Annotated in this window: 22 protein-coding genes and 1 other RNA gene; 13 read left to right on the forward strand and 10 right to left on the reverse strand. The window is 66.3% G+C overall.

Translation table 11 applies throughout. The annotated features are described in order from the left end of the window. A complete protein-coding gene (ubiD, locus tag NRG74_RS18835) occupies positions 1–1,467 on the forward strand; it encodes a 4-hydroxy-3-polyprenylbenzoate decarboxylase (RefSeq protein ID WP_017639419.1) in 1,467 nt (488 codons plus the stop codon). An 11-nt stretch (positions 1,468–1,478) separates the two neighbouring features. Then, positions 1,479–2,447 carry a CDP-6-deoxy-delta-3,4-glucoseen reductase gene (locus NRG74_RS18840; RefSeq protein ID WP_257705038.1) on the forward strand — a complete coding sequence of 323 codons (969 nt, stop codon included), beginning with the start codon at positions 1,479–1,481 and terminating at the stop codon, positions 2,445–2,447. Positions 2,448–2,594: 147 nt separating this feature from the next. Here NRG74_RS18840 and glpT read toward each other — a convergent pair whose 3' ends face one another. Beyond that, a complete protein-coding gene (glpT, locus tag NRG74_RS18845) occupies positions 2,595–3,935 on the reverse strand; it encodes a glycerol-3-phosphate transporter (protein WP_257705039.1) in 1,341 nt (446 codons plus the stop codon). A gap of 190 nt (positions 3,936–4,125) precedes the next feature. Between glpT and NRG74_RS18850 the strand changes: the two genes are divergently transcribed. Beyond that, a complete protein-coding gene (locus NRG74_RS18850) occupies positions 4,126–5,151 on the forward strand; it encodes a DUF5924 family protein (RefSeq protein WP_017639422.1) in 1,026 nt (341 codons plus the stop codon). Positions 5,152–5,196: 45 nt separating this feature from the next. Then, the gene (locus tag NRG74_RS18855; protein WP_017639423.1) at positions 5,197–5,604 is read left to right on the forward strand and encodes a flagellar basal body-associated protein FliL; all 408 of its coding nucleotides are present in this window, start codon (positions 5,197–5,199) and stop codon (positions 5,602–5,604) included. A 6-nt stretch (positions 5,605–5,610) separates the two neighbouring features. Here NRG74_RS18855 and NRG74_RS18860 read toward each other — a convergent pair whose 3' ends face one another. Continuing rightward, entirely contained in the window at positions 5,611–6,066 is a 456-nt protein-coding gene (locus NRG74_RS18860; protein WP_068384683.1) for an EVE domain-containing protein, read from the reverse strand. Positions 6,067–6,248: 182 nt separating this feature from the next. On the opposite strand from NRG74_RS18860, the gene NRG74_RS18865 reads away from it, so the two are divergent. After that, positions 6,249–6,416: a hypothetical protein gene (locus tag NRG74_RS18865; RefSeq protein ID WP_017639425.1), complete on the forward strand. Its 168-nt coding sequence runs from the start codon at positions 6,249–6,251 to the stop codon at positions 6,414–6,416. On the opposite strand, the gene NRG74_RS18870 is transcribed toward NRG74_RS18865, so the two are convergent. The 4 genes from NRG74_RS18870 to NRG74_RS18885 all read right to left on the reverse strand — a co-directional run bounded on the left by NRG74_RS18870 (position 6,383) and on the right by NRG74_RS18885 (position 7,800). After that, positions 6,383–7,018, reverse strand: coding sequence for a 5-formyltetrahydrofolate cyclo-ligase (locus tag NRG74_RS18870; protein ID WP_068384686.1), 636 nt, complete (start codon positions 7,016–7,018; stop codon positions 6,383–6,385). The genes NRG74_RS18865 and NRG74_RS18870 overlap by 34 nt on opposite strands. Before the next feature lie 9 nt (positions 7,019–7,027). Beyond that, positions 7,028–7,205, reverse strand: a non-coding RNA gene (ssrS, locus tag NRG74_RS18875) — 6S RNA. A gap of 59 nt (positions 7,206–7,264) precedes the next feature. Next, positions 7,265–7,573 carry a cell division protein ZapA gene (locus NRG74_RS18880; protein WP_017639427.1) on the reverse strand — a complete coding sequence of 103 codons (309 nt, stop codon included), beginning with the start codon at positions 7,571–7,573 and terminating at the stop codon, positions 7,265–7,267. Then, a complete protein-coding gene (locus NRG74_RS18885; RefSeq protein ID WP_017639428.1) occupies positions 7,570–7,800 on the reverse strand; it encodes a TIGR02449 family protein in 231 nt (76 codons plus the stop codon). Before NRG74_RS18885 ends, NRG74_RS18880 begins: the two co-directional genes overlap by 4 nt. Positions 7,801–7,898: 98 nt before the next feature. Here NRG74_RS18885 and NRG74_RS18890 point away from each other — a divergent pair, with 98 nt between their 5' ends. The 4 genes from NRG74_RS18890 to NRG74_RS18905 are packed head-to-tail and all read left to right on the forward strand — an operon-like array spanning position 7,899 to position 12,226. Continuing rightward, positions 7,899–8,453 carry a UPF0149 family protein gene (locus NRG74_RS18890; protein WP_017639429.1) on the forward strand — a complete coding sequence of 185 codons (555 nt, stop codon included), beginning with the start codon at positions 7,899–7,901 and terminating at the stop codon, positions 8,451–8,453. A gap of 6 nt (positions 8,454–8,459) precedes the next feature. Then, positions 8,460–9,809 (forward strand): Xaa-Pro aminopeptidase, encoded by a 1,350-nt coding sequence (pepP, locus tag NRG74_RS18895; RefSeq protein ID WP_017639430.1) that lies wholly within the window; start codon positions 8,460–8,462, stop codon positions 9,807–9,809. Beyond that, positions 9,796–10,977, forward strand: a complete 1,182-nt coding sequence (gene ubiH, locus NRG74_RS18900; RefSeq protein ID WP_257705040.1) for a 2-octaprenyl-6-methoxyphenyl hydroxylase — start codon at positions 9,796–9,798, stop codon at positions 10,975–10,977. The genes pepP and ubiH overlap by 14 nt, the downstream gene beginning before the upstream one ends. A 19-nt stretch (positions 10,978–10,996) precedes the next feature. Further along, positions 10,997–12,226: a 2-octaprenyl-3-methyl-6-methoxy-1,4-benzoquinol hydroxylase gene (locus NRG74_RS18905; protein ID WP_257705041.1), complete on the forward strand. Its 1,230-nt coding sequence runs from the start codon at positions 10,997–10,999 to the stop codon at positions 12,224–12,226. A 4-nt stretch (positions 12,227–12,230) separates the two neighbouring features. On the opposite strand, the gene cysQ is transcribed toward NRG74_RS18905, so the two are convergent. Further along, complete coding sequence (cysQ, locus tag NRG74_RS18910) at positions 12,231–13,073, reverse strand: 3'(2'),5'-bisphosphate nucleotidase CysQ (RefSeq protein ID WP_257705042.1); 843 nt, start codon at positions 13,071–13,073, stop codon at positions 12,231–12,233. Beyond that, on the reverse strand, positions 13,070–13,636 hold the full coding sequence (gene nudE / locus NRG74_RS18915; protein ID WP_059316538.1) for an ADP compounds hydrolase NudE: 567 nt from the start codon (positions 13,634–13,636) through the stop codon (positions 13,070–13,072). The genes cysQ and nudE overlap by 4 nt, the downstream gene beginning before the upstream one ends. Before the next feature lie 63 nt (positions 13,637–13,699). Between nudE and yrfG the strand changes: the two genes are divergently transcribed. From yrfG to NRG74_RS18935, 4 genes are all read left to right on the forward strand, one after another. Further along, positions 13,700–14,359 (forward strand): GMP/IMP nucleotidase, encoded by a 660-nt coding sequence (gene yrfG, locus NRG74_RS18920; RefSeq protein ID WP_068384705.1) that lies wholly within the window; start codon positions 13,700–13,702, stop codon positions 14,357–14,359. 77 nt (positions 14,360–14,436) lie between these two features. Further along, positions 14,437–15,330: a LysR family transcriptional regulator gene (locus tag NRG74_RS18925; protein WP_017639436.1), complete on the forward strand. Its 894-nt coding sequence runs from the start codon at positions 14,437–14,439 to the stop codon at positions 15,328–15,330. Positions 15,331–15,424: 94 nt separating this feature from the next. After that, complete coding sequence (gene fdhD, locus NRG74_RS18930) at positions 15,425–16,240, forward strand: formate dehydrogenase accessory sulfurtransferase FdhD (RefSeq protein ID WP_257705043.1); 816 nt, start codon at positions 15,425–15,427, stop codon at positions 16,238–16,240. Positions 16,241–16,256: 16 nt separating this feature from the next. After that, positions 16,257–18,581, forward strand: coding sequence for an FdhF/YdeP family oxidoreductase (locus NRG74_RS18935; protein WP_257705044.1), 2,325 nt, complete (start codon positions 16,257–16,259; stop codon positions 18,579–18,581). Between the two features lie 56 nt (positions 18,582–18,637). Here the strand turns inward: NRG74_RS18935 and NRG74_RS18940 are convergent, their stop codons facing one another. Together NRG74_RS18940 and NRG74_RS18945 are read right to left on the reverse strand one after the other, a co-directional pair. Further along, positions 18,638–19,039, reverse strand: coding sequence for a phosphate ABC transporter substrate-binding protein (locus tag NRG74_RS18940; RefSeq protein ID WP_257705045.1), 402 nt, complete (start codon positions 19,037–19,039; stop codon positions 18,638–18,640). Positions 19,040–19,050: 11 nt separating this feature from the next. After that, on the reverse strand, positions 19,051–20,172 hold the full coding sequence (locus tag NRG74_RS18945) for a hypothetical protein (RefSeq protein WP_257705046.1): 1,122 nt from the start codon (positions 20,170–20,172) through the stop codon (positions 19,051–19,053). Positions 20,173–20,196: the final 24 nt, after the last annotated feature.

Below are 20,196 nucleotides of genomic sequence, written 5' to 3' on the forward strand. Positions count from 1 at the left end.
ATGCAATACCGAGATCTGCGTGACTTCATCCGCAGCCTGGAGCAGCGTGGTGAACTGAAGCGCGTGACCGCCCCGGTCTCGCCGATCCTCGAGATGACCGAAATCTGCGACCGGACCCTGCGCAAGCAGGGCCCGGCGCTGCTGTTCGAGAATCCCGTGGGCTTTTCCATGCCCGTGCTGGGCAACCTGTTCGGCACCCCGCAGCGCGTGGCGCTGGGCATGGGCGCTGAGGACGTCGGCGCCTTGCGCGAGATCGGCAAGCTGCTGGCCTTCCTTAAGGAGCCCGAGCCGCCCAAGGGCCTGAAGGACGCCTGGTCGAAGCTGCCGATTTACAAGAAGGTCATCAGCATGGCGCCCAAGGTCCTCAAGGACGCGCCCTGCCAGGAGGTGATCGAAGAGGGCGAGGCGGTCGATCTCGGCAAGCTGCCGATCCAGCACTGCTGGCCGGGCGACGTGGCGCCGCTGATCACCTGGGGCCTGACCGTCACCCGCGGACCCAACAAGGAGCGCCAGAACCTCGGCATCTATCGCCAGCAGGTCATCGGCCGCAACAAGCTGATCATGCGCTGGCTGAGCCATAGAGGCGGCGCGCTGGATTTCCGCGAGTGGTGCCAGAAGCATCCCGGCCAGCCCTACCCGGTGGCCGTGGCCCTGGGCGCCGATCCGGCCACCATCCTGGGCGCAGTCACTCCGGTGCCCGATACCCTGTCCGAATACGCCTTCGCCGGCCTGTTGCGCGGCAGTCGCAGCGAGCTGATCAAGTGCGTGGGCAACGACCTGCAGGTGCCGGCCAGTGCCGAGATCGTGCTGGAAGGGGTCATCCATCCGGGTGAGACGGCGCCGGAAGGCCCCTATGGCGACCATACCGGCTACTACAACGAGGTCGATACCTTCCCGGTGTTCACCGTGGAACGCATCACCCGCCGGCGCGACCCCATCTATCACAGCACCTACACCGGACGGCCGCCGGACGAGCCGGCCATCCTCGGCGTGGCGCTCAACGAAGTCTTCGTGCCCATCCTGCAAAAGCAGTTTCCGGAAATCGTCGACTTCTACCTGCCGCCGGAAGGCTGCTCCTACCGCATGGCGGTGGTGACCATCAAGAAGCAGTACCCGGGCCATGCCAAGCGGGTGATGCTGGGCGTCTGGTCGTTCTTGCGGCAGTTCATGTACACCAAGTTCGTGATCGTCACCGACGACGACATCAATGCCCGCGACTGGAACGATGTCATCTGGGCGGTCACCACGCGCATGGATCCCAAGCGCGACACCGTGATGATCGACAACACCCCCATCGACTACCTGGACTTCGCCTCGCCGATCTCCGGCCTGGGCTCGAAGATGGGCCTGGATGCCACCCACAAGTGGCCGGGCGAAACCACGCGTGAGTGGGGGCGGGCGATCGTCAAGGACGAAGCGGTGGTCAAACGGGTGGACGAGATGTGGTCCAGTCTCGGGATCGATTAACGGAGACGACGATGAAGGTCACCCTGCAGCCCTCGGGTGCGGTATTGGAAACCCAGCCCGGCGAAGCCATCCTGGCCGCCGCGCAGCGTCTCGGCTACAGCGGACCGCACAGCTGCCGCAACGGCAACTGCCAGCTCTGCGCCGCGCTGCTGGTGGAGGGGCAGGTCACCCAGCACGGAAAGACCGTCGATCACGGCGAGGTCTATGTCTGCGTGGCGGTACCGCTCAGCGATTGCTTGCTGCAGTGGGATGGCGTCCTGGCGCCCGGTGAGTTGCCGGTGCGTCAGCTGGCCTGTCAGGTGGTTGCCCTGGATGACGTGGGGGGCGATGTCCGCCGGGTGCGCCTGCGCGCGCCGGCCGGCCGGGCGCCGCGCTATCACGCCGGTCAGTACCTGTTGATCCAGCGCGATGACGGCAAGCAATCGGCCTTTTCCCTGGCCTCGGCGCCCCACCAGGGGCGTGAGCTGGAATTGCACGTGCTGGCCCGCGAGGCCAGCAGCCAGGCGCTGCTGGCGCAACTGGAAAGCAGGGGCATGGCCCAGGTCGAGTTGCCCTATGGCGACGCCCATCTGGCCGAACTGCCTGAGGGCCCCCTGGTACTGATCGCCGCCGGGACCGGCATGGCCCAGATGCACAGCCTGATCGAAGACGCCCGTACCCGGGGCTTCGCTCATCCGGTGCACCTCTATTGGGGCGTGCGCACGCCGGACGACTTCTATGCCATCGAGGCCTGGGACGCCTGGGCGGAACTGCCCAATCTCATCCTGAACCGGGTGGTGAGCGATGCCTGTGGCTGGGAAGGGCGCTGTGGTCTGCTGCACGAGGTGGTGCGCGCGGATTTCGCCGACCTGAGCGGCCTGCACGTCTATGCCAGCGGCTCGCCAGCGATGGTCTATGCCACCCTGGATGCCCTGGTGGACGCCGGCATGGACGCGCACCAGATGCGCGCCGACGTCTTCGCCTACGCGCCGCGGGGTTGAGCCTATCGCGGCCATGGGCCGCTCCTACGGGTAAGCTCTACCTGTAGGAGCGGCCCATGGCCGCGATTGATCGAAAAGCACAAAGCGTTTTCGACCAGGACCCAGAGTGGATGAGGCTGTGCCGTCATCCATCCTGGGCAATCGGCGCTACCGCGCCGACTTGGCCACCATGCCGGTGTGTCTCAGAGTCATCGCCAGGAAGACGATGGCCAGGACGCAGGAGCCGACCAGCAGCATGAAGCCACCATCCCAGCCGAAGTGGTCCACGGTGTAGCCCACCAGGGCGTTGGCCGCCACCGACCCGCCCAGATAGCCGAACAGGCCGGTGAAGCCCGCGGCGGTGCCAGCGGCCTTCTTGGGCACCAGTTCCAGCGCCTGCAGGCCGATCAGCATCACCGGGCCGTAGATCAGGAAGCCGATGGATACCAGGGCCGCCAGGTCGATGCCGGGATTGCCTTCCGGGTTGAGCCAGTAGACCAGCGTGGCGACCAGTACGCCGAGCATGAACACCACGCCGGTGGCGCCACGGTTGCCGCGGAACAGTTTGTCCGAGAGCCAGCCGCAGAGCAGGGTGCCGGGGATGCCGGCCCATTCGTAGAAGAAGTAGGCCCAGGAGGTCTTGTCCACCGAGAAGTGCTTGGCTTCCTTGAGGTAGGTGGGGGCCCAGTCCAGCACGCCATAGCGCAGCAGGTAGACGAAGACGTTGGCGAAGGCGATGTACCAGAGCAGGCGATTCTTCAGTACGTATTCGACGAAGATCTCCTTGGTGGAGAATTCGCGTTCATGACCTTCGCTGTAGCCTTCGGGGAAATCCTGTTTCCAGTGTTCCACCGACGGCAGGCCGCAGGATTGCGGGGTATCGCGCATGGCGATGAAGGCGAACACCGCGACCGCCAGGGCCACGACCGCCGGGACATAGAAGGCCGCGTGCCAGTCGTTGAACCAGGCCAGGCCAAGTAGGAACAGCGGGCCGATCAGGCCACCGCCGACGTTGTGGGCGACGTTCCAGACCGAGACCACGCCGCCACGCTCCTTCTGTGACCACCAGTGCACCATGGTGCGACCGCTGGGCGGCCAGCCCATGCCCTGGAACCAGCCGTTGAGGAACAGCAGGACGAACATGATGCTGACACTGGAGGTCGCCCAGGGCGCGAATCCGAACAGCAGCATCACCAGCGCCGACATGACCAGCCCGAAGGGCAGGAAATAGCGCGGGTTGGAACGGTCCGAGACCAGGCCCATGAGGAACTTGGACAGGCCGTAGGCGATGGCCACCGCGGAGAGCGCCACGCCCAGTTCACCCCGGCTGTAGCCTTGCTCTACCAGATAAGGCATGGCCAGCGAGAAGTTCTTGCGCAACAGGTAGTAGCCCGCGTAGCCGATAAAGATCCCGGCGAAGATCTGCCAGCGGAGGCGACGGTAGACGGGATCGATACGATCGGCGGGCAGCGGCGCGCGATGGGCCGCAGGGGCGAAGATTCCAAGCATGGGAGCCTCGGTATTGTTATAGGTATTAATCGAAAGCGAACATTCCAGGTTCGTTTTCGAATATTACAATGATATTACAGCCTGCATAGGCTTTTCCGCCCTGTGGCAGTGGGTGCCCGGATTCCCCCTTGATCTGTACGGGTTGCGCGCCTAGGGTGGCGCGTCTTTGCTGCCGTTTTCACGAGTCATCATGCCTGCCTGGAAAGTCCTGTCCTCCCGCGCCCTGACCCTGATCACCACCCTGTTCGAGCGCTATCCGCGATTGATCGCCCTGGCCGGCTTCATCTCGGGGATCTGCAGCTTCCTGCTGGTGGACCGGCAGAAGGGTTTCGCCCCGGTGATGGCGGTGATCATGCTGGCGAGCTGGGTCTGGCTGATGCTGGAAAACGTGCTGCGGGGCTGGGTCAGCCGCCGTTTCGGCTGGGAATTGCCACCACCGCTGCTACGCTACGCTACCCAGTTGATCCACCAGGAAAGCCTGTTCTTCTGCCTGCCGTTCTTTGCCATCACCACGGCCTGGAACAGCGGCCAGGCGCTGTTCACCGGACTGCTCGGCGCGGCCGCCCTGGTGTCCATCATCGATCCGCTCTACTACAAGACCCTGGCGCCGCGGCGCTGGGTATTTCTCAGCTATCACACCCTGACGCTGTTCGCGGTACTGCTCACGGCGCTACCGATCATCCTGCACCTGACCACTACCCAGAGCTACGAACTGGCCCTGGGCGTCGCCGTGCTGCTGTCCTTTCCCAGTCTGGCGGTGGCCTTCCGGGTGCGCCTGGGCTGGCGCTGGCTGGGGCTGCTGGGCCTGTGCCTGGCCATCGGCGCCTTCGGCTGGCTGGGGCGCGCCTGGGTGCCGCCGGCCACCCTGTGGCTGACCGACATGGGCATGAGCACCAACTTCGACAGCCTCAAGCGCCAGCCCGGCGATGCGGTGAAGAGCCTGAGCAGCGCCCAGCTGCGCGCCCAGGGGCTCTATGCCTTCACCGCCATCAACGCACCGCGTGGCCTGAACGAGCGTATCTACCATGTCTGGCGTCATGCCGGTCGGGAGGTGGATCGGATTCCCCTGGATATCAGCGGCGGTCGCGAGGCCGGTTATCGCGCCTGGACCCACAAGCAGAACTTTCCCGGCGACGTGACCGGCCGTTGGCAGGTGCAAGTGGTTACGGACGTCGGCCAGGTGATCGGAACCCTCAGGTTCGAGGTGACCCCTTGAATTCCGCTGGCTATGCTGCAGCCATCCATCTCTAGAGGATTCGCCGTGAAAGCCGTCGCCGCCGTTTTGTTGTCCTTCTGCCTGGCCTTCACTGCCTGGGCGAACGAAGAGAAAAAGGAGGGGGAGGCCCCCAAGACCGAATTCTACAACCTGACCCCGGCCCTGGTCGGCAACTATGGCAGCGGGCCCAAGCTCAAGTACTACAAGGCCGACATCGCCCTGATGATGACCGGCAAGGAAGCCAAGGATAAGGTCGAGTTCCACGAGCCGCTGATCCGCAATCAGCTGGTGATGCTCTTCGCCCAGCAGACCGACGAGACCCTGGCCGGCGTGGAAGCCCGCGAAAAACTGCGCCAGGAGGCGCTCAAGCAGGTGCAGAACGTGCTCACCCAGGAGGAAGGCAAGCCCCTGGTGGAAGACCTGCTGTTCAACAACCTGATCATCCAGCCCTGAGCGCGGTCAGGCGCGGGCCGCGGCGACGATCGCCGCCCACTCCTCGGCGCTGACCGGCATCACCGACAGGCGATTGCCCTTGCGCAGCAGGGCGAAGTCAGCGAGTGCCGGCAACTGGCGCAGGCGCGGCAGGGTCAGCAGCCGTGGAAAGGCCTCGACGAAGGCCACCTGGCGCGCCGTCCAGGGATTGTCTGCGGCGCTGGCCTTGGGCGCATGGTAGGGGCTTTCCGGGTCGAGGGCAGTGGGGTCGGCGAAGGCTTCGCCCACGATCCGGCCGATGCCGGCGATGCCCGGTTCGGCGCAACTCGAATGATGAAAGAAGAACAGCTCGTCGGGTTTCATGGCGCGCAGGAAGTTGCGTGCCTGGTAATTGCGGACGCCGTCCCAACGCGCCTGGCCCAGGCGTTGCAAGTCGTCCAGTGAGAACTCATCGGGCTCGGATTTCAACAGCCAGCAGGCCACGGTTCGTCTCCTGACGAATGGAGGCTCGGGAGCTTCCAGGAAGGGGTCTGGTCGATTGCAAGGGGCGACCGCTTGTCGCAGAATGCCGCGCATTCCGGATGTAGTCTGATCGTACGCGCTGAGCATAACAGGGCGACGTCCTGTCCTGCCCAAAGGTGCCAGCAAGGGGGTGGCCCAGTTCGATGAAACGCAAACCTGATCTGTTGTGGGTGCTGGTCCTGATCTTTACCCTGGGCGTGGTCACCACCGGGTATACCCAGAGCTTCTGGGAGCAGCGCCAGAACCAGCAGCAATACGCTCGCTACACCAGCGACGCTCAGCCGGCGCGGGAAGTCTCTCCGGTACGCTGACCGTACCAGCCGCCATCGCTCACCACGGCCGCCATGGGCACGTCCCAGGCCGCCAGTGCCAGTCGCTCCACCTTCTGACATTCATGGGCACAGCCGATCAGCTGCGGGCTGCGCCATTGCCGCCGGCGTGCCAGATAGGCCAGGTTGCGGTCATAGAAGCCCTTGCCCATGCCCAGGCGTCCGCCCTGCGGATCGAAGCCCACCAGCGGCATCAGGATCAGCCCGAGAGCCCAGGTCGGCCGACCCAGGCGCCGATCCGGGCGTGGCTCGGCGATGCCGAAGCGATTGCGCACCCAGGATTCACCGCGGCCGACGCGCTGAAAGATCATGGCGGTGCGTGGCCAGCGGGAGAGTACCGGCAGATAGGTGGCCTTGCCGCGGCGCTGGGCTTCTTCGAGCAATGGACGCGGATCGATCTCGCCATCGCTGGGCAGGTAGAAGGCGATATGGCGGGCGCGACGAAACAGCGGATGCTGGGCAAGCTGGCGATACAGTTCGCGGGCGGCCTGGCGTTGCTGTACGGGGGTGAGGGCGCGACGTCGCTGGCGGAGAAGCTTGCGCAGCGCGGGCCTGCTGAGATCGGTAGAAGGCGGGGTGGTCATGGAAGAAATGAGCTCTCCGGAATGCCGCTGCCGGTGTAGCCCTTGAACCCTTGGTTCAAGGTGGGAGAAGTCGTAGACCTTTAGGCTTTCCGCCGTAGCGGACATGCACACCAGTCTTACGAGCAACCCCCGGGGTGTTGCTTATCGGCTCGGGGACATGACCGACTGGCGCACACACCAGAGAGTGACCTCCAGTATACGCCCCTGAGCCAGGATGCAAACCCCCGCCGATCCCCGGGTCGGCGGTCAGGCAGTGGTGTCGTGTTCGGTGATCAGGGCGCGGTCGACGCGATCCAGCAGGTCGCGGACCCGCTCGCGGGTGCTGCTGACTTCCAGGCTGACGTCGTCCTGGCGGTGCAGCAGTTCGTGGGTGATGTTGAGGGCGGCCATCACGGCCACGCGGTCGGCGCCGATGACCTTGCCGCTGGCGCGGATCTCGCGCATCTTGCCGTCCAGGTAGCGAGCGGTGCTCTCCAGGTTGGCGCGCTCGTCAGCCGGGCAGCTGATGCGATATTCCTTTTCCATTATCTGGACGGTCACGGTCTCGATGCTCATGAGTCCTGCTCCAAAGCTTTCAGGCGTAAAATCATCGCTTCGACCTTCGATCTGGCCAATTCGTTCTTTTCGATCAACTCGGCGCGCTCCTGGCGCCAGTTGCGCTCGCCCTGGCGCAGTTGTCGATTCTGCCGCTGCAATTCCTCAAGCCGCAGGAGCAGGCGCTCCACACGGTCACCGAGGGCTTCCAGATCGGCGTCGAGGGGCGTGTCGCGAGACTCGCTCATGAGGGCTACAGCTCCAGAAGGGTGCAACGAGATTGGCCGCCGGCGGGGTCAGCGCGTAGGATAAGGCTTCATTCTAGCCAGCGCCTCACCTCGACGCCATGTCCAGCTCAGCATCCGCCTATGCCGCCTTCTCCACCCTGCTCGCCGAGGCCGCTCTGCCGGTCTCGCCCGCCGAACTCCACGGTCACCTGCTCGGTCGGGTCTGTGGCGGCGCGGGCTTCGACGAGAACGACTGGCTGGCCGCGGCCAGCGAGCTGCTCGGTGGCGCGCCGGGCGAACGTCTGCAGGCGGCGCTCTCGGGGCTGCTGGGCATGGTGCAACAGGAATTCGCCGGCCAGCAGGTGGCCCTGGTACTGATGCTGCCACCGGACGAATTCTCCCTGGTCGAGCGCACCGCCGCCCTGGGCGAGTGGTGCCAGGGCTTTCTGGCCGGCTTCGGCCTGTCCGGGCGCACGGGCGAAGTCTCCGGCGAGGCGCGCGAGGTGCTCGAAGACCTGGCAGCCATCGCGCAGATCCAGGAGCCCGCCGAGGAAGGCGAAGAGGGTGAGAACGACTTCATGGAAGTCACCGAATACCTGCGCGTGGCCCCGCTGCTGCTCTATGGCGAGTACGGCCGCGGCCCCCTCCCCGAACCTGCGCCCGTGGTGCACTGAGCGGCCATGCCGCGAATCCACAAGGCCGAATTCGCCCGCCGCCGCCGCGCCCTGATGGCCGAGATCGGCCACGGCGGCATCGCCCTGCTGCCCGCTGCGCCGGTGTGCCTGCGCAACCGCGACATCGAGCAGCCCTATCGCCAGGACAGCGACTTCCAGTACCTCACTGGCTTTCCCGAACCCGAGGCCCTGGCCGTGCTGATTCCCGGCCGTGCCCATGGTGAATACCTGCTGTTCTGCCGCGAGCGGGACCTGGAGATGGAGCGCTGGGAGGGCCGGCGCGCGGGTCAGGAAGGGGCGCTGGCCGACTATGGCGCGGACGACGCCTTTCCCATCGGCGATCTGGACGACATCCTGCCCGGCCTGCTGGAAGGCCGCGAGCGGGTCTACTACGCCATGGGTGCCCATCCGGAATTCGAGCGGCAACTGCTCAACTGGATCGAACTGATCCGCGCCAAGGCCGATCAGGGCGCTTCGCCGCCGCGGGAGCTGCTGGCGCTGGATACCCTGCTGCACGACAGCCGACTGTACAAGTCGGCCGCCGAGGTGCGCCTGCTCAAGGCCGCCGCCGAGCTGACCTGCGCCGCCCACCTGCGCGCCATGCAGGCCTGCCGGCCGGGGCTGCGCGAGTATCACCTGGAGGCGGAGCTGGACTACTGTTTTCGCCAGGGGGGCGCACGGCTGGCGGCCTATGGCTCCATCGTCGCCGCGGGGGCCAACGCCTGCGTGATGCATTACCAGGCCAACGACGCGCCCCTGCGCGACGGCGACCTGGTGCTGATCGACGCCGGCTGCGAACTGGAGTGCTATGCCAGCGACGTAACCCGTACCTTTCCCGTCAATGGCCGCTTCTCGCCCGAGCAGCGGCAGCTGTACGACATCGTGCTGGCGGCCAACCAGACCGCCATCGCCTGCGTGGCACCTGGGCGGCACTGGAACGAACCCCATGAGGCCACGGTCAGGGTGATCACCGAAGGGCTGTTGGCCCTGGGCCTGCTCCAGGGCCAACTGGACGACCTGATCGAGGCGGGCGCCTGTCGCGAGTTCTACATGCACCGCGCCGGTCACTGGCTGGGGCTGGATGTCCATGACGTGGGTGAATATCGCATCGGCGACCAGTGGCGGATGCTGGAGCCGGGCATGGTGCTGACCGTGGAGCCCGGACTCTATATCCCGCCGGACGCCGAGGTGCCGCGCAAATGGCGTGGCCTGGGCATCCGCATCGAGGACGAGGTGCTGGTGACGCGCAGTGGTTGCGAGGTGCTGACCGCCGGCCTGCCCAAGGCGGCCGCGGAGATCGAAGGCTTGATGGCGGCCGCGCGCGACCGCCGGGAGAACGCTCATGCAACGTCCTGATATCGCCATCATCGGCGGCGGTCTGGTGGGTGCCAGCCTGGCCCTGGCCCTGCAGGCCGGCGCCAAGGCGCGCGGCTGGCGCATCCTGCTGGTGGAACCCTTCGCCCCCGGCGATACCTATCAGCCCAGCTACGACGCCCGCTCCTCGGCGCTGTCCTATGGTTCACGGCTGATCTACCAGCGTCTCGGCGTGTGGGAGGCTCTGGCCGAACATGCCGAGGCGATCCAAGAGATCCAGGTCTCCGACCAGGGCCGCTTCGGCGTGACCCAGTTGCTCGCCCGTGACGAGAATCTGCCGGCGCTGGGCTATGTGGTGGAGAACGCCTGGATCGGCCAGGTGCTCTGGCAGGCGCTGGATCGCGAGGTGGTGGACTGGCGCTGCCCGGCCGAGGTGCGCACGCTCACCGCCATACCCGATGGCTATCGTCTGGAACTGGATGATGGCGACGTCCTCGAATGCGGCCTGGCGGTACTGGCCGACGGTGGGCGTTCGGCGCTGCGCGAATCCCTCGGCATCGAGGTGCGCCGCACGGTCTACGAGCAGACCGCGCTGATCGCCAACGTCTCGACCAATCTGGGGCATGGCGGCCGCGCCTTCGAGCGTTTCACGCCCCATGGTCCCCTGGCGCTGCTGCCCCTGCCGGGCCAGCGCAGCGCCCTGGTCTGGACCCAGCCGGATGCCGAAGCATTGCGGCTGCAACAGGCGCCCGATGCCGTCTTTCTCGCCGAATTGCAGCAGGCGGTGGGCTATCGCCTGGGCAGCTTCACCCAGGTCGGCACCCGTCACGCCTATCCGCTGACCTTACTGGAGGCTAACGAACAGGTCCGCCCGCATCTGGTGGTGCTGGGCAACGCCGCCCACAGCCTGCATCCCATCGCCGGTCAGGGCTTCAACCTGTCCTTGCGCGACGTGGACAGCCTGGCCGAGTGCCTGCTGGAAAGCGGCGCGGCGCCCGGTGATTTCGCCACCTTGCAGGACTATCTGCAGCGTCAGCGTCTGGATCAGCAGCTGACCATCGGCTTTTCCGATCGCATCACCCGGCTGTTTTCCAACAGCCGGCCCTGGCTCAGTGCCGGACGCAACCTGGGCCTGGTCGGCCTGGAGCTGTGCCCACCGGTCAAGAGTGCCTTCGCCCGCCAGGCCATGGGCCTGGGTACCCGTCCCTGACCTGCGAGGAGAAACGAGCATGCTGACCCATGCGGATCTGGTGATCGTCGGTGCCGGCATGGTCGGCAGCGCCCTGGCCCTGGCGCTGGCTGACAGCGGCCTGTCGGTGGTGCTGCTCGACCGCGGCCCGCTCACCCCGGGCGCGGTCGAAAGCGACCTGCCCTTCGAGCCCCGGGTCAGCGCCCTGTCGCTGGCCAGCCAGCGCATCCTGCAGCGCCTGGGTGCCTGGGACGGCATCCTCGCGCGCCGCGTCAGTCCCTACCAGGCGATGCACGTCTGGGACGGCTCCGGCACCGGCGCCGTGCATTTCGATGCCGCCAGCGTGCACGCCGAGGTGCTCGGCCACATCGTCGAGAATCGCGTGGTGCAGGAGGCCCTGCTCGAACGCCTGGCCGAGGCCAACGTCCTGCTCCTGCCGGAGGCGCGCCTGGAGTTGCTGCGTCGCTCCGGCGACCAGTGGCTGGTGCAATTGGCCGGCGATCGTCAGATCCGCGCGCCGTTGGTGGTGGCCGCCGATGGCGCCACCTCCGCCGTGCGCCGTCTGGCCGGGCTGGAAACCCGCGAGTGGGACTACCTGCACCATGCCATCGTCACCAGCGTGCGCTGTGCCGAATCGCACCAGCGCACCGCCTGGCAGAGATTCACCGACGACGGCCCGCTGGCCTTCCTGCCACTGGATCGCGGCGGCGACACGAATTGGTGCTCCATCGTCTGGTCCTGCACACCCAAGCAGGGCGAGCGGCTGATGGCGCTGGACGATGCGGCCTTCTGCCAGGCCCTGGGCGAGGCTTTCGAGCAGCGCCTGGGCAAGGTGGAGTGCAGCGACACGCGACTGTGCATCCCGCTGCGCCAGCGCCATGCCAAGCGCTATGTGGAACCTGGCCTGGCCTTGATCGGCGATGCCGCCCATGTCATCCATCCGCTGGCCGGGCAGGGCGTCAACCTGGGCTTTCTCGACGCCGCGGTGCTGGCCGAGGAGTTGCGCCATGCCCAGGCCCGCGGTGAATCCATCGCCGAACAGCGGGTGCTGGAACGCTACGAGCGCCGGCGCATGCCGCATAACCTGGCGATGATGGCGGCGATGGAAGGCTTCCAGCGGCTGTTCCAGGACGACCGCCTGCCGCTACGCTGGCTGCGCAACGCCGCGCTCAAGCAGGTCGACCGCCATTTCGAGGCCAAGGCGCTGTTCGTGCGCCGCGCCCTGGGCCTGTCGGGCGATGTGCCGGAGCTGGCCAGGGTCGTGGTCTGACGGCTCAGGCGTCGCCCAAGGAGCCGGCCAGCTCCAGCACCTGCTGCCTCCAGGCGGCCTCACGGGGCAGGGCGAGGAAGTGCGGATTGAGGAAGGACTCGCGCATCTCGTAGGTGAGGGGCTGACCGTCCAGAGTCAGGACCTCGCCGCCGGCGCCTTCCAGCACGCCCTGAGCGGCGGCCGTGTCCCATTGAGAAGTGGGGGCGAGTCGGGGGTAGAAGTCGGCCAGGCCTTCGGCCAGCAGGCAGAACTTCAGCGAGCTGCCGACGCTGACCAACTTGGGCTCGCCGAGGGTGTTGCCCAGCTCCTCCAGCAGCCGTTGCTGCGCCGGACTGCCGTGGCGGCGACTGGCGACCACGGTGAAGGCGTCTTCCGGCTGGTTGCGCACGCCGATCTCGACGCCGTCTTCACCCTGGATGCGGAAGGCGCCCAGTTCACGACCGCCGCTGAAGCAGACATCCCGGGTGGGGATGCCGACCACGCCGAAGATCACCTGGCCACGCTCGACCAGGGCCACGTTGACGGTGAATTCCTCGCTGCTGTCGATGAATTCCTTGGTGCCGTCCAGGGGATCGACCACCCACCAGACGTCCCAGGCGCTGCGCGCCGCGAAGGGGATGTCACAGGCTTCTTCCGACAGCACCGGCACGTCCGGGGTCAGCCGGGCCAGGCCTTCGGCCAGCACCCGGTGGGCGGCGAGGTCGGCGGCGGTCACCGGCGAGTCGTCGCTCTTCTGCCGCACCGCCACGCCCTGGCGCCAGTAGGGCAGGATGGCCGCGCCGGCCTGGCGCACCAGGTCGATGACGTTGAGTACCAGCGGAGCGGTAATGGAAACGGGCGCCATCATGCCGGCAGTTCTCCGCGTTGGGTGAGCAGGTCGCGCACCAAGTAGAGGGCGGCCAGGGCGCGGCCTTCGGAAAAGCGTGGATTCTGCACCAGCTGCGACAGCTCGCGCAGGTCGACGCTGCTGACTTCGAGGGGCTCGGGTTCATCGCCCGGCAGGCGCTCCGGATAGAGGTCGCGGGCCAGCACCACATGGATGCGCTGACTCATGTAGCCGGGGCTCAGCGACAGCGCGGTGAGGTATTCCAGCTGGTGGGCACCGAAACCCGCCTCTTCCTTGAGTTCGCGATTGGCGGCGTCGAGGATCTCTTCGCCCGGTTCCACCAGACCCTTAGGCAGCGACAGTTCGTAGTCTTCCACGCCGCCGCAGTATTCCTCGATGAGCAGGGCGCGGGTGGCGTCCTGCAGGGCCACCACCATCACCGCGCCGTGACCGGTGCCCTTGTTGGCCAGGCGCTCGTAGGTGCGCTCCTCGCCGTTGGCGAAGCGCAACTGCATCTCCTCGACGGTGAACAGACGGCTCTTGGCCACGATCTGTCGGGCGAGAACAGTGGGTTTCTGGCGCATGGACGGCTCCTGGGCTGGGCGGACGGGTATGATAACCCGCCTGTTACATGATCCGGAGTCACCATGACCCCTCTCGACTGGAGCCGTATCGATACCGTGTTGCTGGACATGGACGGCACCCTGCTCGATCTGCATTTCGACAACCATTTCTGGCTGGAGTACCTGCCGCAGCGCTATGCCGAGCGCCACGGCCAGTCCCTGGCGCTGGCCAAGGCCGAGCTGGAGCCGCTGTTTTTCAGCCACCAGGGCAAGCTGACCTGGTATTGCCTGGACTTCTGGAGCGCCGAGCTGGGCTTTTCCATGCGCGAACTCAAGGAGGAGATCGCTCACCTGATCGCCCTGAGACCCGACGCCGACACCTTTCTCGCCGCCCTGCAGCGCGCCGGCAAGCGCGTGGCGCTGATCACCAACGCCCATCGCGATTCCCTGTCGCTGAAGCTGGAGCGCATCGAACTGGCGCCCTATTTCGACCGGTTGATCAGTTCCCACGACTACGGCTTCCCCAAGGAAGAACAGCAGTTCTGGCACGCCCTGCAGGCCGACTTCGCCTTCGATCCGGCGCGTACCCTGTTCATCGACGACAACTTGCCGATCCTGCGCAGCGCTCGTGACTACGGGGTCGCCCACCTGTTGGCGATCCACGAGCCGGACAGCCGCCGCGGGCCCAAGGACAGCGAGGAGTTCGAGGCGGTGCGGGACTATCGGGAGTTGCTGCCGCAGTGACGACTGCCGCAGTCCTGGCGACCCTCACCCCGGCCCTCTCCCAGTGGGAGAGGGGGCAGAGCGCCTGGAGGTAATCTGTGGATATCAAGCAACTGCGTTTTCTCATCGCCCTGGACGAGACGCGCCACTTCGGCCAGGCGGCGGCGCGCTGTCACGTCACCCAGCCGACCCTGTCCATGCGCCTGCGCGGTCTGGAAGACGAACTGGGCGTGGAGCTGGTGCGCCGCGGGCAGCGTTTCGAGGGTTTCACCGAGGCCGGTCAGCGTATCCTTGCCTGGGCGCGTACCCTGATGGCCGCCCACGACGGTCTCTATGCCGAAGCCCAGGCCTTCCAGGGGCAACTGGTGGGTACGCTGCGGGTCGGCCTGGTGCCCCTGGCCAGCTTCGATCCCATGCCGCTGCTGCAGCACCTGCGCCTGTTGCACCCCAAGCTGCATTTCCAGCTGCAGGTGCTGAGCACTGAGCGCATCCTCGAAGCCGTGGCCAGCAATCGCCTGGAGCTGGGCATCTCCTACCTGGAACACCTGGATCCGACGCGCTTCGACAGCCTGACCCTGACCGAGACGCGCATGGGCCTGCTCTATGACGAGCGCCATTTCAGCTTCGACCAGGCCGCGCTGGACTGGCAGGCGGTGGCCGGGTTGCCGCTCGGTCTGCTGACCGGCGCCATGCATTTTCGCCAGTCGGTGGATCACGGCTTTCGCAGCCTGGGCCTGACGCCGCAGCCGGTGCTGGAGACCGATGCGGTCTATCTGCTCTTGCAGGCGGTCAATGCCGGACTCTGCTGCGCCGTGGTACCCCTGGCCGGCGGCTTCGATCGCCTTACGCCCCATGCGCGGCTGATTCCCATCGACACGGCCCGCACCCTGACGCCCCTGGGCCTGCTCATTCGTCGGACCGAGCCCCGACTGGCGGTCGCCGATGCCTGTTTCCAGGCGGTCAAGGCGCTCTACGCCGAGAGTGATAGATAGCGTTTATCAAGGCATCGGTCATAGCGATTAGACGCCCCGGGATGTGCTGGTTAATCTTTGATCTGTGTCAAACCGCCGCAGGTCGTTTTCGCCCATGTCTCAGCAATCGCCAGACCTCGTTGCCGCGCCTCCTGCCGGCTATGCCTTCGCCGAGCTGGAGCAGCCTACCGTGCGGGGCGAACAGCAGCTGGCCGAAGAGGTGGCGTTGGCCATCGCCTACAACGGCATCAGCCATGCGGTGATGATGGCGACGCCGGCCGACGTGGAAGACTACGTGGTCGGTTTCAGCCTCAGCGCCGGCATCGTCGATGCCATCGACGACATCTATGGCATCCAGGTGCGGCGGGTCGGCGAAGCCCTCAACGTCGACGTCGAGATCAGCAGCCGCACCTTCTGGGCGCTCAAGCAGCAGCGCCGTCAGCTGGCCGGCACCAGTGGCTGCGGCCTGTGCGGGGTCGAGGCCCTGGAACAGGCGCTGCCGCAGCTGGATCGCCTGCGCAAGGTGCCGCTGCCACCGGCCGCCCACCTGCACGACCTGCGCCAGCGCATCGATGCCGCCCAGGATCTGGGCCAGCGCAGCGGCGCGGTGCATGCCGCGCTGTTCATCGACGGCCAGGGCGAACTGACCCTGTGCCGCGAGGACATCGGCCGCCACAACGCCCTGGACAAGCTGATCGGTGCCCTGCTGCGGCAGCGCCAGCCGGTGCGCGAGGGCTGCGTGGTGGTCACCAGCCGTTGCAGTCTCGAACTCATCCACAAGGCGGTGCGGGCCGGACTCGCCACCCTCATCACCCTGTCGGCGCCTACCGGGCTGGCCGTGGAATGGGCGCGCCGTCATCGTCTCAATCTGATCCATCTGCCACACCGGTCGCCACCGCGGGTCTATGCCCCGGCGCCGGTAGCCCCTTGATCCCACGGGAATCGCCATGAACAAACCTCAGCAGTCCTTCAAACCCTATCAAGGCCCCGCCGCCGGCTGGGGCGCCCTGAAGAGCGTGGTGCACTTCTGGCTCGACAGCGGCAACGCCTTCAAGAATCTGCGCACCCTGCTCAAGACCAACCAGGACCATGGCTTCGACTGCCCCGGCTGCGCCTGGGGCGAGGCGCCGGAAAACGGCCTGGTGAAGTTCTGCGAGAACGGCGCCAAGGCGGTCAACTGGGAGGCCACCAAGCGCCGCGTCGATGCCGCCTTCTTCGCTCGCCACAGCGTGACCTCGCTGCTGGAGCAGAGCGACTACTGGCTCGAGTACCAGGGCCGGCTGACCGAGCCGCTGCGCTATGACGCGGCCACCGATCGCTATGTGCCCATCGCCTGGGATGCCGCCTTCGCGCTGATCGCCAAGGAGCTCAAGACCCTGGCCAGCCCCGACGAAGCCGAGTTCTACACCTCGGGGCGCGCCAGCAACGAGGCGGCCTTCCTCTATCAGCTGTTCGTGCGCGCCTATGGCACCAACAACTTCCCCGACTGCTCGAACATGTGCCACGAGGCCAGCGGCGTCGGCCTGGGCCGCAGCGTCGGCGTCGGCAAGGGCACCGTGACCTATCACGACCTGGACGAGGCGGATGCCATCTTCGTCATCGGCCAGAACCCCGGCACCAACCACCCGCGGATGATCGAGACCCTGCGCAACGCGGTGAAGCGCGGTGCCCAGGTGGTCTGCTTCAACCCGCTCAAGGAGCGGGGTCTGGAGCGTTTCCAGCATCCGCAAAGTCCGCTGGAGATGCTCACCAACGACTCGCGGCCGACCAACACCGCCTACTTCCGTCCGGCCCTGGGCGGTGACATGGCGGCGCTGCGCGGCATCGCCAAGTACCTCCTGCAGTGGGAGCGCGAAGCCGCTGCCAAGGGCGCCAAGCGCGTCTTCGACCACGACTTCATCGCCGCCCACACCCTGGGCATGGACGACTACCTGGCCCAGGTCGACGCCACCTCCTGGGAGCTGATCGAGCGCCAGTCGGGCTTGTCGCTGCACGAGATCGAACAGGCCGCGCGCATGTATGCCCGCGCCGAGAAGGTCATCATCTGCTGGGCCATGGGCATCACCCAGCACCGCCACTCGGTGGCCACGGTGCAGGAGATCGCCAACCTGCAACTGCTCTGCGGCCACATCGGCCGGCCCGGCGCCGGCCTCTGCCCGGTGCGCGGCCACAGCAACGTCCAGGGCGACCGCACCATGGGCATCGACGAGAAGGCCCCGGCCTGGCTCAGCGACGCCCTGGCCAGGCGCTTCGCCTTCGAGCCGCCGCGCAATCGTGGCCACAACACCGTGGAAGCCATCGCCGCCATGGAGCAGGGCAAGGCCAAGGTGTTCATCGGCCTCGGCGGCAACTTCGCCCAGGCCACCCCGGATACCCCACGCACCCACAAGGCGCTGCGCAAGTGCCGGCTGACCGTGCACATCGCCACCAAGCTCAACCGCAGCCACCTGGTGACCGGTCAGCAGGCGCTGATCCTGCCCTGCCTGGGTCGCACCGAGATGGATGTGCAGAAGGGCGGCAAGCAGGCCATTACCGTGGAAGACAGCTTCAGCATGGTGCATGCCTCCGCCGGCATCCTGCGGCCACTGTCGGCGCAGATGAAGTCCGAGCCGGCCATCGTCGCCGGTCTGGCCAAGGCCGTGCTGGGCAACCACCCGGTGGATTGGGACTGGCTGATCGAGGACTACGACCGCATCCGCGACCTGATCGCCGACGTCATCCCCGGCTTCCAGGACTTCAATGCTCGCCTGGCCGCCCCCGGTGGCTTCTACCTGGGCAACAAGGCCGGTCGCCGGGAGTGGAACACCGCCACTGGCAAGGCCAACTTCGCCGCCAATGCGCTGCTGCATGACCTGTTGCCGGACGCGGTCCGCCGCCAGGGCGTGAAGCCGGACCTGATCCTGCAGACCATGAGATCCCATGACCAGTACAACACCACCATCTACAGCCTGGATGACCGCTATCGCGGCGTGAAGGGCCAGCGCGACGTGGTCTTCGTCAACCAGGCCGATCTGGATCGCCTAGGCGTGGCGGCCGGCGAGAAGGTGGATCTGATAGCCCTGTGGGACGACGGCATCGAGCGCCGGGTCCGCGGCTTCACCGCGCTGCCGTTCGACATCCCGGTCGGCCAGGCTGCCGGCTACTACCCGGAAACCAACCCGCTGGTGCCCCTGGAAAGCTATGGCGAGGGCAGCTTCACGCCCACTTCCAAGTTCGTCGCCATCAAGGTCGAGAAGGCCAGCGCCGGCAACCGCATCGCCTCGGTCGCCTGAGCCCTGGCAGACATGAAAAAAGCCGTCGCAAGACGGCTTTTTTCATGGCGCGGCGATCACTGCAGGGTGAAGAGGACCTTCACCTTGTCGGTGACCGCGGCCTTGTCCACATAGCCGATGGCGTCGGCTTCGCTGGCCACCTGGGCGACCACGGCGGCGTCGCCGGCCAGGCTGGGCAGCGGCTGGCCCTTGCCGGTGAACACCAGGCCGGACCAGTAGGACTTCAGCTGGGCTTCGTTCTTGTTGGCGACCTTGGCATAGAAGGTCTCCTTGGTGGCCGACCAGTCCTTCTGGTCGACGCCCTTGAGCGACTTGTCCTTGCCCAGGAAGAGGTTGGCCACTTCATCCTGGCTGGGCGTCTTGGCAGCGGCCGGATTGACGATCACGGCGACCTCGGCGTGGACCAGGCTGGCGCTGATTAGCAGGGCGGCGCCGGTGAGCAGGCGGAGAGAACTCATGGGCGGATTCCTTAGAAGATGAAGTCGAAGCCGATGCTGATGATGTCGCCGTCGAAGTTGCGTGCCGGCGCGCCGAAGCGACCGCCGCTGCGGTCATAGACGGCATTGGCGATGGTTTCGCTGTCGGTGGTGACGAAGGCGCTGTTGTAGCCGCCCTGGGTGTCGACGCGCTTGTATTCGCTCTTGAGCACCAGGCTCGGAGTGATGTTGTAGTTCAGGCCATAGGTCCAGGAACTCTGGCGACCAGCGCGCTCTTCGTCCTGCTGGGCATAGGTGACATGGGCCAGGAAGTCGCCGAAGCGGCGGCCGGCCATCAGGTAGAAGGCATTGCTGCTGCCTTGGTTGTCACCCTCGATGACGCGGCGGGTCCATTCGTTGCTGGTTAGCCAGGTGCCGTTGTCGTACTGGTAGCCGAGGGAAGTGAACTTGCCCTTCTGCTCGTCCAGGGTCAGCAGCGGGTAGTGCAGGTCGATGCTGGACTCGGTGTAGGCCAGGCGCACGGTGCCGTAGTCGTTGGTCGCCAGGCTGACGTTGGCCGCGGCGATGCGCTTGTAGTCGATGTCGTAAAGGTCGTCGTTGATGAAGTAGTTGCGATTGACCGCCTGGCCACCGCTCACCTGGAAATTCAGGGTGCCAAAGGCGACCGGCAGACTCCAGAGGGCGTCGGCGCCTTCGTAGTTGGAGACCTGCACCTGGCTGTAGACCTCGTCGGGCAGGCGCAGCCAGGGATAGGTGATGCCCACGTCCAGGGTCTCGGAATACATGAACACCGGCGTGCGCAGGCGACCGGCGCGGAAGGTCAGGTTGTCAGTGACGTGGAAGGCCAGATAGGCCCATTCCAGGTTGGCCTTCCACTTGTCCTGCTCGGCCTTCGCGGTGACCTGCACGGTGGCGTCCAGCTTGTCGGTCAAGCCGTACTGGAACTGACCGCCCAGCTTGCTCAACTGATCGCCGCGCCAGTGATCGTTGGTCTGGCCGTTGATGCCGAAGCTGCGGCCATCGTCTTCGCCGCCCAGGTGAGTGATGCCGGCGGTGCCGAAGCCGTTGAAACGGTAGTCACCCTGGTCGAGGGCGAGCGCGGATCCCGCGCAGGTTAAGGCCGCGCCGAAGGCGAGCAGACGTGCAAAAGCCATGGAAGTGCTCCTAGGTGGTTCTTG

This window comes from Pseudomonas oryzihabitans (assembly GCF_024652905.1).
In the GTDB taxonomy this organism is placed as follows: Bacteria; Pseudomonadota; Gammaproteobacteria; order Pseudomonadales; family Pseudomonadaceae; genus Chryseomonas; species Chryseomonas benzopyrenica.

Coding starts and splice junctions, on each gene's coding strand:
- ubiD (WP_017639419.1), top strand. CDS start 1: ATGCAATACCGAGATCTGCGTGACTTCATCCGCAGCCTGGAGCAGCGT.
- NRG74_RS18840 (WP_257705038.1), top strand. CDS start 1,479: ATGAAGGTCACCCTGCAGCCCTCGGGTGCGGTATTGGAAACCCAGCCC.
- glpT (WP_257705039.1), bottom strand. CDS start 3,935: ATGCTTGGAATCTTCGCCCCTGCGGCCCATCGCGCGCCGCTGCCCGCC.
- NRG74_RS18850 (WP_017639422.1), top strand. CDS start 4,126: ATGCCTGCCTGGAAAGTCCTGTCCTCCCGCGCCCTGACCCTGATCACC.
- NRG74_RS18865 (WP_017639425.1), top strand. CDS start 6,249: ATGAAACGCAAACCTGATCTGTTGTGGGTGCTGGTCCTGATCTTTACC.
- NRG74_RS18870 (WP_068384686.1), bottom strand. CDS start 7,018: ATGACCACCCCGCCTTCTACCGATCTCAGCAGGCCCGCGCTGCGCAAG.
- NRG74_RS18880 (WP_017639427.1), bottom strand. CDS start 7,573: ATGAGCATCGAGACCGTGACCGTCCAGATAATGGAAAAGGAATATCGC.
- NRG74_RS18885 (WP_017639428.1), bottom strand. CDS start 7,800: ATGAGCGAGTCTCGCGACACGCCCCTCGACGCCGATCTGGAAGCCCTC.
- NRG74_RS18890 (WP_017639429.1), top strand. CDS start 7,899: ATGTCCAGCTCAGCATCCGCCTATGCCGCCTTCTCCACCCTGCTCGCC.
- pepP (WP_017639430.1), top strand. CDS start 8,460: ATGCCGCGAATCCACAAGGCCGAATTCGCCCGCCGCCGCCGCGCCCTG.
- ubiH (WP_257705040.1), top strand. CDS start 9,796: ATGCAACGTCCTGATATCGCCATCATCGGCGGCGGTCTGGTGGGTGCC.
- NRG74_RS18905 (WP_257705041.1), top strand. CDS start 10,997: ATGCTGACCCATGCGGATCTGGTGATCGTCGGTGCCGGCATGGTCGGC.
- cysQ (WP_257705042.1), bottom strand. CDS start 13,073: ATGATGGCGCCCGTTTCCATTACCGCTCCGCTGGTACTCAACGTCATC.
- nudE (WP_059316538.1), bottom strand. CDS start 13,636: ATGCGCCAGAAACCCACTGTTCTCGCCCGACAGATCGTGGCCAAGAGC.
- yrfG (WP_068384705.1), top strand. CDS start 13,700: ATGACCCCTCTCGACTGGAGCCGTATCGATACCGTGTTGCTGGACATG.
- fdhD (WP_257705043.1), top strand. CDS start 15,425: ATGTCTCAGCAATCGCCAGACCTCGTTGCCGCGCCTCCTGCCGGCTAT.
- NRG74_RS18935 (WP_257705044.1), top strand. CDS start 16,257: ATGAACAAACCTCAGCAGTCCTTCAAACCCTATCAAGGCCCCGCCGCC.
- NRG74_RS18940 (WP_257705045.1), bottom strand. CDS start 19,039: ATGAGTTCTCTCCGCCTGCTCACCGGCGCCGCCCTGCTAATCAGCGCC.
- NRG74_RS18945 (WP_257705046.1), bottom strand. CDS start 20,172: ATGGCTTTTGCACGTCTGCTCGCCTTCGGCGCGGCCTTAACCTGCGCG.